This window comes from Enterococcus sp. AZ048 (assembly GCF_051715125.1).
Lineage (GTDB): Bacteria > Bacillota > Bacilli > Lactobacillales > Enterococcaceae > Enterococcus_A > Enterococcus_A gilvus.
In genome coordinates this window covers 2,507,501-2,521,489 of sequence record NZ_JBIOTD010000001.1, presented here as the reverse complement: position 1 = coordinate 2,521,489, position 13,989 = coordinate 2,507,501, and the positions used below count along the sequence as shown (strand labels likewise).

11 protein-coding genes and 2 rRNA genes (1 of these 13 running past the window's edge) are annotated in these 13,989 nt (G+C 42.0%); all 13 read left to right on the top strand.

What is annotated here, in order from left to right:
* Positions 1-26 precede the first annotated feature (26 nt).
* Entirely contained in the window at positions 27-1,589 is a 1,563-nt protein-coding gene (locus tag IGI66_RS12360) for a putative polysaccharide biosynthesis protein (RefSeq protein WP_086306436.1), read from the top strand.
* 3 nt (positions 1,590-1,592) lie between these two features.
* Positions 1,593-1,862, top strand: a complete 270-nt coding sequence (locus tag IGI66_RS12355) for an RNA-binding S4 domain-containing protein (RefSeq protein ID WP_010779619.1) — start codon at positions 1,593-1,595, stop codon at positions 1,860-1,862.
* A 74-nt stretch (positions 1,863-1,936) separates the two neighbouring features.
* Positions 1,937-2,371 (top strand): FtsB family cell division protein, encoded by a 435-nt coding sequence (locus IGI66_RS12350; protein ID WP_010779620.1) that lies wholly within the window; start codon positions 1,937-1,939, stop codon positions 2,369-2,371.
* Positions 2,372-2,427: 56 nt separating this feature from the next.
* Positions 2,428-2,874, top strand: coding sequence for a S1 domain-containing RNA-binding protein (locus IGI66_RS12345; protein ID WP_010779621.1), 447 nt, complete (start codon positions 2,428-2,430; stop codon positions 2,872-2,874).
* An 81-nt stretch (positions 2,875-2,955) separates the two neighbouring features.
* Entirely contained in the window at positions 2,956-4,290 is a 1,335-nt protein-coding gene (gene tilS / locus IGI66_RS12340; RefSeq protein ID WP_438849144.1) for a tRNA lysidine(34) synthetase TilS, read from the top strand.
* A gap of 13 nt (positions 4,291-4,303) precedes the next feature.
* On the top strand, positions 4,304-4,849 hold the full coding sequence (gene hpt / locus IGI66_RS12335; protein ID WP_010779623.1) for a hypoxanthine phosphoribosyltransferase: 546 nt from the start codon (positions 4,304-4,306) through the stop codon (positions 4,847-4,849).
* Positions 4,850-4,945: 96 nt separating this feature from the next.
* A complete protein-coding gene (gene ftsH / locus IGI66_RS12330; protein ID WP_010779624.1) occupies positions 4,946-7,015 on the top strand; it encodes an ATP-dependent zinc metalloprotease FtsH in 2,070 nt (689 codons plus the stop codon).
* 224 nt (positions 7,016-7,239) lie between these two features.
* Positions 7,240-7,542 (top strand): bacteriocin immunity protein, encoded by a 303-nt coding sequence (locus tag IGI66_RS12325; RefSeq protein ID WP_438849143.1) that lies wholly within the window; start codon positions 7,240-7,242, stop codon positions 7,540-7,542.
* Positions 7,543-7,797: 255 nt separating this feature from the next.
* Complete coding sequence (gene hslO, locus IGI66_RS12320; RefSeq protein ID WP_438849142.1) at positions 7,798-8,682, top strand: Hsp33 family molecular chaperone HslO; 885 nt, start codon at positions 7,798-7,800, stop codon at positions 8,680-8,682.
* Positions 8,683-8,693: 11 nt separating this feature from the next.
* On the top strand, positions 8,694-9,692 hold the full coding sequence (dusB, locus tag IGI66_RS12315; protein ID WP_438849294.1) for a tRNA dihydrouridine synthase DusB: 999 nt from the start codon (positions 8,694-8,696) through the stop codon (positions 9,690-9,692).
* 120 nt (positions 9,693-9,812) lie between these two features.
* Positions 9,813-11,276, top strand: coding sequence for a lysine--tRNA ligase (lysS, locus tag IGI66_RS12310; protein WP_086306438.1), 1,464 nt, complete (start codon positions 9,813-9,815; stop codon positions 11,274-11,276).
* Positions 11,277-11,870: 594 nt separating this feature from the next.
* Positions 11,871-13,429: ribosomal RNA gene (locus IGI66_RS12305) — 16S ribosomal RNA — on the top strand.
* 242 nt (positions 13,430-13,671) lie between these two features.
* Positions 13,672-13,989: ribosomal RNA gene (locus IGI66_RS12300) — 23S ribosomal RNA — on the top strand; it runs 2,595 nt beyond the window's last position.
* The 16S and 23S rRNA genes sit together here, the layout of an rRNA operon.

Here is a 13,989-nt window from a genome sequence, read left to right as displayed (position 1 = left end):
TGGCAAATAAAGAAATGCGGGTCATGATGCAAGGTGCCTTCGTCTTGACGGCTGCGTCATTCATCGCGAAGCTATTGAGCGCTGTTTACCGAGTCCCTTATCAAAACTTTGCAGGTGACGAAGGTTTCTATGTTTACCAACAAGTGTATCCAATCTACGGGATTGCGATGACACTTGCTTTAACTGGACTTCCGCAGTTCATTTCAAAATACGTAGTAGAGAAAAAAGAGCCTCGAAAGCAACGTCAAGCACTGGAAGAGTTATTTCCGTTAATCAGCAGTTTTGGTTTGATTTTATGGGCCATTTTCTTCTTTTCTGCTTATCCATTCGCTGTCTGGATGGGAGATGCAAAATTAGCTCCTTTGATTCGCGTGGTTTCGTTTACCTTTGTAATTATGCCGTTCCTTTCGATTACACGAGGAGAGTTCCAAGGGAAATTACTGATGGTGCCAACTGCCGTTTCTCAAGTGGTGGAGCAATTGATCCGGGTGGGTGTAATTATAATTGCTGCGTGGTCGTTCAGACAATTTGGTTGGAATGTTTACCATACAGGAACGGTTGCCATGTCAGGGGCATTAGTCGGTGGCGTTGCAGCAGTAGCTGTCCTCTGGTATTACCGACGGAAAGTCTTGTCTACCAGCATTCTTCTCAAGCTTCCCAGAGTGGGCGAAAATACGGTTAAGCTTGCTAAGCGAGTGGCTCTTGAAGGTGGTTTGATGACTGTCTACAGCGGTCTGTTGATTTTATTTCAACTCATTGATTCGTTTACTGTAAAAAAAGCGTTAGTTGATTTTGGGTTAAGCGAACATGGTGCGAAACTGGCAAAAGGGGTCTACGATAGAGGGCAGCCGCTGGTACAATTAGGATTAGTTGTAGCATTAGCTTTAAGTTCAAGCTTCTTGCCCTTGTTAACCCGCTATTTAATCAACGATGACCGTCGGATGTTTGTCAAAACGAGTCAAGTTTTCCTTCGATTGACCTGTGCAATTGCAGCGGCAGCTTCAATTGGATTAGCGATGTTGTTGCCGTATGTGAACTATGCGTTGTTCAAGGATTATCAGGGGAATGCCACGCTGGTGCTATTCGTATTCGCGATCTTTCTTATGGCGATGGTACAGGCTTACCAAAGTATTGCCCAGAGTCAAAATGAATACCGTAGTTCGTTGCAAGCAGCAGGCGTTGGATTGCTGTTAAAAGTTGTGACAACAGGGGGATTAACGAATCAATTCGGCACAATTGGTGCTAGCTTATCGACTCTGCTGGGGTTAGCAGTCGCTTTATTTGTTTTACATTATGCATGTAACCGTGAAACCCGCGCCTATGGAAAGCAACGACACTTTATGCGAAATCTTTTTATTTGTTTAGCGGGGATGATCATCGTACTCTTATGTTATTATGGCGGTATCAGCATTATCTTTGGTGCTATTCAAAAAAGAAGTTTTGCTTTAGTTGCAGCCATTTTTGGTGTAGGAATTGGAGGAAGTGCTTTTTTGATGCTGGCCATTCAACTACGTTTGTTAACCATTAGAGAGTGGTTGATGTTGCCATTTGGCAGCAAATTATTAAGAATAAATTGGAAAAGGAGATAATTCATGCGATTAGATAAATTTTTAAAAATAGCACGCATTATAAAACGTCGTACGGTAGCGAAAGAAGTAGCTGACAAGGGACGAATCCAAGTAAACGGAAAGTTAGCAAAATCTTCAACAGATATAAAAGTGGGAGATGAGCTTCGCATTCAATTTGGTAACAAAGTCCTAGAAGTGGCGGTAGAAGAGCTGCATGAGTCGACAAAAAAAGAAGATGCAGCAAAAATGTATCGGATCATTCGTGAGACACGAGTGGAAAATAACGGGAATTAAGGATAATTCAAATAGACAATTATATCCTGAATTGATATAATAGTAAAGAATTTCATGGTAAGGAGCGAGCAGGAATGAATGAAAACGAGACGCAGAAAATTGCTTCGTTAGATACGCCGTATGCAAAAGAGCAATATCGCAAATTTCAAAAGCAGCACCGTCAATTAATTTTTAAGCGTCGTCGTCTAGCAGCATTATTTGCTGTCGCAGCTTTTGCCGCTATCGTCATGGGAGTTCAAATCTTCAACGAACATCGTCATTTGAACGAATTGAAGCAAATTAAGGTTCAGACAGTAGCCGAATCTGCTAAAGTGGATGATCAAGTGAATGGGTTAAAACAAGATGTAAAATTGTTGAAAGATGATAACTATGTGGCAAAACTAGCTCGTAGTCGTTTCTATTATTCAAAAGATGGGGAATTGATTTTTGTTTTACCAGATTCAGCAAATACGCCTAGCAAAGACAAACAGTCTGCTGACGAAGTTGTAAAGTCCGAAACTGCTAATTAATATAAAATCGCAGTTTTAAAATAAATTGGAAAAAAATTAGGAGGAACATTTTTTTTATGTCAATCGAAGTAGGAGCTAAGCTGCAAGGAAAAGTATCAGGGATCACCAATTTCGGTGCCTTTATCGACTTGGGAGAGGGCAAAACGGGCTTAGTCCATATCAGTGAAATATCTAATGGTTTCGTCAAAGACATTCATGATGTTTTGACTGTCGGGGATGAGGTAACGGTAAAAGTTACGTCAGTCGGAGACGACGGCAAAGTAGGTCTTTCAATACGTAAGGCCCAAGATCAACCACAACCAGAAAAGAAACCTTTCAAACGTGAGTTTCGCGACAACAACCGCCCAAGACCAGCGGCTAAAGGCAAACCCCAACAAAATAGCGGCAAACAAGACTTCGATTCATTGATGAGTTCCTTTTTAAAGGATAGCGATGATCGCTTGTCATCGATCAAACGCAATACCGAAGGAAAACGCGGAGGCCGAGGCGGCCGTCGTAGTTAAAATAGGGAAGCTGAAATTCTTTTAGGATTTCAGCTTTTTTTATAGTTGTCACTACTATTTTTAAAAAATGAGGAATTTAATATGGAACACGCTTTTTTTAAAGAGAATCCAGAGTTAGTGGAAGGAAAAAAAATCTTAATAGCTGTCTCGGCTGGAGTCGATTCAATGGTATTGCTGCATCTGCTAGAACAAAGAAAGCTGAAAATAGGTGTCGCACACATAAACCATCAGTTACGTAAAGAATCCAAAGCAGAAGCAGCTTTCCTGCGTACGTATTGTGAAAAACAGCAAATACCGTTTTATTTAAAAGTCTGGGAAAAGCCAGCAGAGAAAAATGTAGAAGCGGAAGCTAGAAATGTTCGGTATGGTTTTTTTAAAGAAATTATGCAGAAAGAAAAGTATGATCTGATTTTAACAGCTCATCATGGCGATGATCAGCTAGAAACGCTATTGATGCGTCTGACTAGAGGCGGTTCGCTTGCAGGCCATGAAGGAATAGCACGTCAACAACGATTTGGTAATGGAGTTTTGCTACGTCCGCTGCTGCTATTTTCAAAAGAATCATTATACGATTACGCTGAAAAAGAAAATGTCCCTTATTTTGAAGATGGAACAAACACGTCTCAAGATTATTTTCGTAATCGTATAAGACAAAATGTTGTCCCTGAATTAAAAGAAGAAAATCCCCAAGTCTTACTGCACGCGCAACAATTTCACCAACAATTGACGTGGGCTAACCAGCTGATCAATGAAACGCTAAAAGAAAATTTAAGAAATGTTGAATTTGACGGTCAACGGTGGTCATTTTCCTATGAAACCCTTCCTCAGGAGACGGGCGCTCGTTATTATTTTCTTTCTTCGTTTTTTCAACAGGCCAGTGAACAGAAGACGCTCGCGGTCTCACAGCGTCAACTTTTTTTACTGTTAGATAAAATGGAAGATTTTACCAGTCAATGGCTAATAGACATCGGCAATAATTGGCAATTTGTACGTCGTTATCAGCATTTTTATCTAGAGCAGAAATCCCTGGTGGATAAAGAAGTTCTTTATTTAGATGAAGGTGAAGAGGCTGAGCTGTCTGATGGTGCAAGGATTGTGCTGAGAAAAAGCAGCGAAGCTTCCAATAAAGAGGGGTATCAAGTTTTCCTGCCCGCAACAGTGAACCTCCCGCTAAAGATTCGCAAGAGAGAAGCGGGAGATCGCATTCAATTAAGTGGGCGGTTGAATAAAAGGATAAATCGTTATTTTATTGACAAGAAAATCCCAACAGATGCACGTGATCGCGCATGGGTGGTAGAAGATTCTGCGGGAGAAATCGTAGCGCTTTTGCCTTTTGTCAATTCCTATTTGAGTATTACAACTGAAACTGATAGAATACACTACATACTTGACTATACGCTTCAGGTAGCGAAATGAAAGGAGTTTCCACATGCTAGCAAAAGATATTGAAAAAATCTTGATTACTAGAGAAGATATTCAAAAGCGCTGTGTTGAATTAGGCGCACAATTAACGACAGATTACGCCGACAATAATCCATTGGTGGTTGGTATTTTAAAAGGTGCTGTACCTTTTATGGCAGACATCGTTCGTGAGATCGATGCACACTTAGAATTGGACTTTATGGATGTTTCAAGTTACGGTAACCAAACCGTTTCATCTGGTGAAGTAAAAATCATTAAGGACTTAGACACAAATGTTGAAGGCCGTGATTTGTTGATCGTTGAAGATATCATCGATAGTGGTCGAACATTGGGCTATTTGGTGGACCTGTTCAAATACCGCAAAGCCAAATCAGTGAAAATTGTCACATTGTTGGATAAACCCGAGGGTCGTGTAGTTGATATCCATGCGGACTATGTTGGCTTTGATGTGCCAAATGAATTCGTTGTTGGTTATGGACTGGATTATGCAGAGGCATATCGCAATTTACCGTATGTAGGCGTATTAAAGCCTGAAATTTATCAATCAAATTAGTGACCGAAAAAATCACAGTGTGATATACTTAAAAGGTCAAAATTGATAAAACTTTTTTTACAAGCTAATGAGCTAACAAGCGCGAGGAGGACGCAGATGAACAAAAACAATAAGGGAGTAAAAAATGCTCTCTATTATATTCTCGTCATCTTGGCGATGGTTATGGTAGTGTATTTCCTTTTCGGGGATAACAAATCAGCTTCGCCAGATATCGAGTATTCAACCTTTACTGAACAAATGCAAGAAGGCAAAATCAAAAATGTTAAAATCCAACCTGCTGGTGGTGTGTACAAAATCACTGGGGAGTACAAAGAGAAGCAAGAAGTTGCAAACTCTGGTGGATTGAGCATCATTGGTTCAACCGATTCTACAACGACTCATTTCTCAACTATTATTTTGCCTAATGATTCAACGTTGAGCCAAGTTAATGATCTAGCAAAAGAAAACAATGTAAAAACAGAGATCGATGAAGAATCTAGCAGCGGTATGTGGGTGACATTATTAGTCAGCTTCTTACCAATCCTAATCATGATTTTCTTCTTCTATATGATGATCGGACAACAAGGCGGAGGCGGAGGCGGCAATGGTCGTGTCATGAACTTTGGCAAGTCAAAAGCGAAAGAAGCAGACAAAAAAGCCAACCGTGTAAGATTCTCTGATGTGGCCGGAGCAGAAGAAGAAAAACAAGAATTAGTAGAAGTTGTAGAATTCTTGAAAGACCCGCGTCGTTTTGTCGAATTGGGCGCTCGCATTCCTGCCGGTGTTTTATTAGAGGGACCTCCAGGGACCGGTAAAACATTGCTTGCCAAAGCTGTAGCCGGTGAAGCAGGCGTGCCGTTCTATTCAATTTCTGGTTCAGATTTCGTGGAAATGTTTGTAGGGGTCGGGGCTTCTCGTGTCCGTGACCTATTTGAAACAGCCAAGAAAAATGCTCCAGCAATCATTTTCATTGATGAAATTGATGCTGTTGGTCGTCAACGTGGCGCTGGTATGGGCGGGGGTCATGATGAACGTGAACAAACCTTAAACCAGTTACTTGTTGAAATGGATGGTTTTGATGGAAACGAAGGCGTGATCGTCATCGCTGCAACGAACCGTTCAGACGTACTAGATCCAGCGTTATTACGTCCAGGTCGTTTTGACCGTCAAATTTTAGTTGGACGCCCGGATGTTAAAGGCCGTGAAGCGATTTTACGCGTTCATGCTCGGAATAAACCGTTAGCAGACGACGTTGATTTGAAAGTTGTTGCACAACAAACACCAGGTTTTGCTGGTGCGGACCTTGAGAATGTTCTGAATGAAGCAGCCCTAGTAGCTGCTCGTCGAAACAAGAAGAAAATCGATGCTTCAGATGTTGACGAAGCAGAAGATCGCGTGATTGCAGGTCCTGCTAAGAAGGATCGTGTCATTAGCAAGCATGAACGTGAAATGGTCGCTTATCATGAAGCAGGTCACACAATTATTGGTATGGTATTAAACCGTGCGCGTGTTGTTCACAAAGTAACTATTATTCCTCGTGGACGCGCTGGCGGTTATATGATCGCTTTACCAAAAGAAGATCAAATGTTGATGTCGAAAGATGATATGTTTGAACAAATCGTTGGACTGTTGGGCGGACGTACTGCTGAAGAAATCGTGTTTAACGCACAAACAACAGGTGCTTCAAATGACTTCGAGCAAGCAACAGCACTAGCCCGCAGCATGGTAACTGAATACGGAATGAGTGATAAGCTTGGACCGGTTCAATACGAAGGAAATCATCAAGTCTTTGTTGGCCGTGATTACGGTCAAACAAAAGCTTACTCTGAACAAGTTGCTTTTGAAATTGATGAAGAAGTTCGTAGTATCTTAATGAAAGCTCACGAAAAAGCACGTGAGATCATCGAAACGCATCGTGATCAACATAAATTGATCGCTGAAAAGTTACTGGAATTCGAAACATTGGATGCGAAAGCAATCAAATCATTGTTTGAGACAGGGCAAATGCCAGAAGGCAAAGGCACTCCTTATCCAAGTGAAAAAGCTCAAGCACAAACCTTTGAAGAAGCAAAACGTGCTTTGGAAGAGAAAGATGCTGAGAAACAAGCAGAAGATAAAGATCCTGAAGAACACAAAGACTCAGACAATAAAATCGAGCCAGATGATACAAACGACAATCAAGAGTAAAATGAAACGGCATGTCCTTGGGCATGCCGTTTTTCTATTCTTCAGCTTTACAGCATTTGAGAGAACAAAGAATTTCGTTCGTTGATTTTCGAGTATTTAAAAAGTTTCAGACAATCTCTTTTTACATCTCAAAAGGATAAAAAATTAATTTATCGTTGATTTAAATGTATTTTGTTGGTCTATAGGTTATCTAGGCGTAAAATGATTTTAAAGAGGTGGAGAGCATGAAACGCGACGAAAAAGCTAAACAAATGATGGATCAGATTAGTTGTGCTTACGGGGATGAGTTTGTAAATACGAGTCCAGAAATCAAAAAAATGTTGTTTGAGAATGCGCAAGTACTTGAAAAAACGGAAGACTGCGGTTTAGTTGCAACAAAAATCTGTAAGGAAATCGCCCTTTATGCACTGTGTCATCAACAGGATTTTCCTGAGGCGCTAGGCACCCTACACAACCAGTTGAAAAGCGAAGCGATGAAGTATGATGCTACTGCAATGACAGCTATTTTATTGCCTTTGTGGTTTTAAGAAGCAGACGAAAATTCGTCTGCTTTTGTTGTGTTCGGCGAATATCACTTTGTTAAGCTTTTCCATTATGCAGGCGCAGAGAAGTTGAAAAAAGTTGAAACACCTAGTATGATGCAATCACGAGTAAAAAATGAACCACTTTAAAAAATGAATGAGGGTCTTATTTTTTTTAAAATAAAGTAAGAAAACAGATTAGACATTCTGAGGAGTGTTTCAGTAGTAAATAGTTCATTATTAGGGATAAGGAGCAGGTAAATGAGTGATTATTTAGTAAAAGCATTAGCTTATAGCGGATTTGTTCGAGCATACGCAGTAAACGCAACGGAGACGATTGGTGAGGCACAGCGCCGTCATGATACATGGAATACGTCCTCTGCAGCATTGGGTCGCACAATGATCGGTGCATTGATGTTAGGAGCCACGTTAAAAGGCAAAGATAAAATGACTATCAAAGTAGAAGGAAACGGTCCTGCGGGAGCTATCGTCGTTGACAGCAATGGTAAAGGAGAAGTGAAAGGATATATCAAGAATCCACATATCAGTCTACCATTAAATGAGATTGGCAAAATAGATGTGCGTGGAGCAGTTGGAACAGAAGGCATGTTCACTGTAATCAAAGATCTAGGGCTGAAAGAACCATTTTCTGGTCAAACACCCATTGTTTCTGGTGAAATCGGAGAAGACTTTACCTATTATTTGGCAGTATCCGAACAAATTCCATCTGCGGTGGGAGTATCAGTCTTAGTCGATACAGATGATTCTGTCAAAACAGCGGGTGGTTTTATGATTCAAATTATGCCAGGTGCAAGCGATGAGATCATTGATCAAATTGAAGAACGCTTAAAAGAGACATCACGTATTTCAACCTTGCTAGACGAGGGTCAAACGCCAGAAGAAATTTTGCAAAATTTATTAGCAACTAGCGATGTTGAATTTTTAGAAAAGATGCCTGTTCAATTTAAATGTGATTGTTCAAAAGAAAAATTCGCTTCTGCGATTCTCACATTGGGAGCCGACCAAATTCAGGAATTAATTGATCAAGATCATGGTGCAGAGGCGGTTTGTACTTTTTGTAATAACAAATACGAGTACAGTGAAGAAGAACTTTACGAACTTAAACAAGAAATTTTGGGGGAATAAACGTGAAACCATTGAATGGTACGTGGAAAATAGGCGATGTGGAGGTACCTAATCGGGTGGTTGTAGCTCCAATGGCAGGCATCTCGAATGCTGCTTTTCGAGTGACGGTGAAGGAGTTCGGAGCAGGTCTGGTCGTGTGCGAAATGATCAGTGATCAAGGAATCCACTTTAGAAATAAAAAGACGTTGGAGATGCTGTATATAGATGAACGAGAACATCCGTTAAGTGTACAAATATTCGGCGGGAACAAAGACTCATTAGTAGAAGCAGCGCAATTTGTCCAAGAAAATACGAAAGCTGACATTATCGACATCAACATGGGGTGTCCGGTAAACAAGGTTATTAAAGCAGAAGCGGGTGCTAAATGGCTGTTAGACCCAAATAAAGTTTATGAAATGGTAAATGCAGTTTCGTCGGCTGTAGATATTCCCGTAACTGTTAAAATGCGTGTAGGCTGGGATGAACAGCATATCTTTGCAGTAGAGAATGCTTTGGCGGCTCAAAGTGCAGGAGCTTCAGCCATTGCAATGCACGGAAGGACACGAGTGCAAATGTACGAAGGCAAAGCAGACTGGGCTGTCTTGAAGCAAGTAGCTGATGCGCTAACGATTCCATTTATGGGAAACGGCGATGTCCGTACGCCAGAGGATGCGAAACGAATGATTGAAGAAGTCGGTGTGGATGCGGTGATGATTGGCCGAGCGGCTCTAGGCAATCCTTGGATGATCCATCAAACCCAGCACTATTTAGAAACAGGTGAATTAATTCCCGAACCAAGTGCGAGAGAAAAAATAGAAACAGCCAAGCTGCATTTAGAACGTCTAATTCAGTTGAAGGACGAAACCATCGCTTGTCGTGAATTCCGTCAACATGCAAGCTACTATTTAAAAGGGATTCCTCGCTCTGCAAAAGCTAAATTAGCTATTAATCAAACAGAAGACAAACAAGTGATCGCAGATTTATTGGATCAGCTTGTTGAAAAGACTGAAGCGAGAGAGAAAATCAGTTGATCTTGAAGCCGAATGAAGAATTCGGCTTGATTTTTTGCTTATTCATTGGCATTATAAGAAAGAGTAATTACATTCTGAGGAGGAACATTCGTGACTGAAGAACAATCAAATTTAACAGAAATGAACGATCAGATGCGTGTTCGCCGAGAAAAAATGGAAACCCTTCGTGAAGAAGGCATTGATCCATTCGGTGCACGTTTTGAACGAACAGCAAATTCAAAAGAATTACACGAAACATATGACGAAAATACTAAAGAAGAGCTTCAAGAAAAACAATTATCGGCAAGCGTGGCTGGTCGAATGATGACGAAACGGGGAAAAGGGAAAGTCGGCTTTGCTCACTTGCAAGACCGGGAAGGCCAAATCCAAATCTACGTACGTAAAGACGAAGTCGGGGAAGAACCGTATGCGATCTTCAAAAAAGGGGATCTAGGTGATTTCTTTGGCGTAACTGGTGAAATCATGAAGACGGATACTGGCGAAGTCTCCATTAAAGCGAAAGAAATTACATTGTTGTCTAAAGCGTTGCGTCCACTGCCAGAAAAATATCATGGGTTGACCAACGTTGAACAACGTTACCGTCAGCGCTATTTGGATTTAATCAGTAATCGTGAGAGTTTTGATCGTTTTACTAAACGTAGTCAAATCATCAGTCAAATCCGACGCTATTTAGATGGACTCGGTTATATCGAAGTAGAGACGCCTGTGTTGCACAATGAAGCAGGAGGGGCGACTGCTCGTCCGTTTATCACGCATCACAATGCTCTTGATATGGATTTATATCTCCGAATCGCATTAGAGCTGCACTTGAAGCGTTTAATCGTTGGCGGAATGGAAAAAGTATACGAAATTGGTCGTGTATTTCGTAATGAAGGGATTGATACTACGCACAATCCTGAATTTACAATGATGGAAGTTTATACTGCGTATCAAGATTTCTTAGATGTAATGAATTTGACAGAAGGAATTATTCGAGATGCCGCGCAAAATGTTCTAGGGGAAACGACACTTTCATATGATGGTCAAACGATTGACCTAGGATCTGAGTTTAAACGTATCCATATGGTGGATGCAATCAAAGAACAAACAGGGGTAGATTTCTGGCCCGAAATGTCCATTGAAGAGGCTCGTGCGCTAGCTAAGGAACACCATGTTGAAATTAATGATAACATGGAAATTGGGCACATCATCAATGAGTTCTTTGAGACCTTTGTGGAAGAAACGCTGCAACAACCGACATTTGTGTATGGTCATCCAGTAGAAGTATCTCCACTTGCGAAGAAAAATGCAGAAGATGGACGTTTTACAGACCGTTTTGAATTATTTATCGTGGGACGCGAATTTGCGAATGCCTTTACTGAGCTAAATGATCCAATTGATCAACGTGAACGCTTCGAAGCGCAAGAAAAAGAGCGGGAACAAGGAAACGATGAAGCACATGGTGTAGATGAAGACTTCTTAGAGGCGTTAGAATACGGTATGCCGCCGACTGGTGGACTAGGTATCGGAATTGACCGTTTAGTTATGTTACTGACAGATGTTCAATCAATTCGAGATGTTTTGCTATTTCCGACCATGCGTTAGGAAATAATTTCAAGAGACGTTCAGCTATGCTGACGTCTTTTTTTGTATGTTTGAAAAGGTTTATTAGAAAATGATGTCATCTCCAGAATTAAAAATACGGCAGTTTGTGTTTTGAAAAGGAAATTTTCAATCAGCTTTCATGTTATTTACGAACGTTTGCAAGCAGGTTGCGAAGTATTGGTCAGTATTGAAAAAAAGTTCCGAAAAATCAATATTTCTAATTGACCAGATAAGATTATGTTGGTATATTATTTAATGTTCCAAGGCGAGGGAATATCGCTTAAAAAAACTTCAAAATTGTTATTGACAGATGGCTGACTTTCAGTTATTCTATCAAAGTCGCATAAAGCGATGACGACAACTTCTTCGAAAGAAACTTCAAAAAAGTGTTGACATTAAAACGGCAATCTGTTATGATTTAAAAGTTGCTGAAACAAAGCGACAAACAACGTAGACCTTTGAAAACTGAACGAATAAAACAAACCAAATGTGTAGGGCGCTTCTATTCTATAGAAGCAAACAACATAGCAAGCAATATGCTAGCAAGTCAATTATTAAATTGAGCTTAACAATCGCAAGATTGTTTCAAACACTTTATATGAGAGTTTGATCCTGGCTCAGGACGAACGCTGGCGGCGTGCCTAATACATGCAAGTCGAACGCTTTTTCTTTCACCGGAGCTTGCTCCACCGAAAGAAAAGGAGTGGCGAACGGGTGAGTAACACGTGGGTAACCTGCCCATCAGAAGGGGATAACACTTGGAAACAGGTGCTAATACCGTATAACAATAGAAACCGCATGGTTTCTATTTGAAAGGCGCTTTTGCGTCACTGATGGATGGACCCGCGGTGCATTAGCTAGTTGGTGAGGTAACGGCTCACCAAGGCAACGATGCATAGCCGACCTGAGAGGGTGATCGGCCACATTGGGACTGAGACACGGCCCAAACTCCTACGGGAGGCAGCAGTAGGGAATCTTCGGCAATGGACGAAAGTCTGACCGAGCAACGCCGCGTGAGTGAAGAAGGTTTTCGGATCGTAAAACTCTGTTGTTAGAGAAGAACAAGGATGAGAGTAAAAAGTTCATCCCTTGACGGTATCTAACCAGAAAGCCACGGCTAACTACGTGCCAGCAGCCGCGGTAATACGTAGGTGGCAAGCGTTGTCCGGATTTATTGGGCGTAAAGCGAGCGCAGGCGGTTTCTTAAGTCTGATGTGAAAGCCCCCGGCTCAACCGGGGAGGGTCATTGGAAACTGGGAAACTTGAGTGCAGAAGAGGAGAGTGGAATTCCATGTGTAGCGGTGAAATGCGTAGATATATGGAGGAACACCAGTGGCGAAGGCGGCTCTCTGGTCTGTAACTGACGCTGAGGCTCGAAAGCGTGGGGAGCAAACAGGATTAGATACCCTGGTAGTCCACGCCGTAAACGATGAGTGCTAAGTGTTGGAGGGTTTCCGCCCTTCAGTGCTGCAGCTAACGCATTAAGCACTCCGCCTGGGGAGTACGACCGCAAGGTTGAAACTCAAAGGAATTGACGGGGGCCCGCACAAGCGGTGGAGCATGTGGTTTAATTCGAAGCAACGCGAAGAACCTTACCAGGTCTTGACATCCTTTGACCACTCTAGAGATAGAGCTTCCCCTTCGGGGGCAAAGTGACAGGTGGTGCATGGTTGTCGTCAGCTCGTGTCGTGAGATGTTGGGTTAAGTCCCGCAACGAGCGCAACCCTTATTGTTAGTTGCCATCATTTAGTTGGGCACTCTAGCGAGACTGCCGGTGACAAACCGGAGGAAGGTGGGGATGACGTCAAATCATCATGCCCCTTATGACCTGGGCTACACACGTGCTACAATGGGAAGTACAACGAGTCGCGAAGTCGCGAGGCTAAGCTAATCTCTTAAAGCTTCTCTCAGTTCGGATTGTAGGCTGCAACTCGCCTACATGAAGCCGGAATCGCTAGTAATCGCGGATCAGCACGCCGCGGTGAATACGTTCCCGGGCCTTGTACACACCGCCCGTCACACCACGAGAGTTTGTAACACCCGAAGTCGGTGAGGTAACCTTTTGGAGCCAGCCGCCTAAGGTGGGATAGATGATTGGGGTGAAGTCGTAACAAGGTAGCCGTATCGGAAGGTGCGGCTGGATCACCTCCTTTCTAAGGAAATAGTTCATCTTAGATGAACGTTACGGAAACTACACAGGCTTGCTTTTATTCGTTCAGTTTTGAGAGGTCTACTCTCAAATCGTTCATTGAAAACTGGATACAGAAACAAAATGTTAAACAAACCGAGAACACCGCGTTGAATGAGTTTTTTAATAAGTTCAATTGCTTATTTATTACTAAGGAACATGATCGCTCATGGAAATTAGTAAGACCCTTGACGCAAGTCAAGATAAGGTTAAGTGAATAAGGGCGCACGGTGGATGCCTTGGCACTAGGAGCCGATGAAGGACGGGACTAACACCGATATGCTTCGGGGAGCTGTAAGTAAGCTTTGATCCGGAGATTTCCGAATGGGGAAACCCAGCATCTTTTATAGGATGTTACTTTTCAGTGAATACATAGCTGAATAGAGGTAGACGCAGAGAACTGAAACATCTAAGTACCTGCAGGAAGAGAAAGAAAAATCGATTCCCTGAGTAGCGGCGAGCGAAACGGGAAAAGCCCAAACCAAGAGGCTTGCCTCTTGGGGTTGTAGGACTCCAATATGGTAG

Excerpts from the sequence above, each read along its gene's own strand:
- IGI66_RS12360 (WP_086306436.1), top strand. The coding sequence starts at position 27 with ATGCAAGGTGCCTTCGTCTTGACGGCTGCGTCATTCATCGCGAAGCTA.
- IGI66_RS12355 (WP_010779619.1), top strand. The coding sequence starts at position 1,593 with ATGCGATTAGATAAATTTTTAAAAATAGCACGCATTATAAAACGTCGT.
- IGI66_RS12350 (WP_010779620.1), top strand. The coding sequence starts at position 1,937 with ATGAATGAAAACGAGACGCAGAAAATTGCTTCGTTAGATACGCCGTAT.
- IGI66_RS12345 (WP_010779621.1), top strand. The coding sequence starts at position 2,428 with ATGTCAATCGAAGTAGGAGCTAAGCTGCAAGGAAAAGTATCAGGGATC.
- tilS (WP_438849144.1), top strand. The coding sequence starts at position 2,956 with ATGGAACACGCTTTTTTTAAAGAGAATCCAGAGTTAGTGGAAGGAAAA.
- hpt (WP_010779623.1), top strand. The coding sequence starts at position 4,304 with ATGCTAGCAAAAGATATTGAAAAAATCTTGATTACTAGAGAAGATATT.
- ftsH (WP_010779624.1), top strand. The coding sequence starts at position 4,946 with ATGAACAAAAACAATAAGGGAGTAAAAAATGCTCTCTATTATATTCTC.
- IGI66_RS12325 (WP_438849143.1), top strand. The coding sequence starts at position 7,240 with ATGAAACGCGACGAAAAAGCTAAACAAATGATGGATCAGATTAGTTGT.
- hslO (WP_438849142.1), top strand. The coding sequence starts at position 7,798 with ATGAGTGATTATTTAGTAAAAGCATTAGCTTATAGCGGATTTGTTCGA.
- lysS (WP_086306438.1), top strand. The coding sequence starts at position 9,813 with ATGAACGATCAGATGCGTGTTCGCCGAGAAAAAATGGAAACCCTTCGT.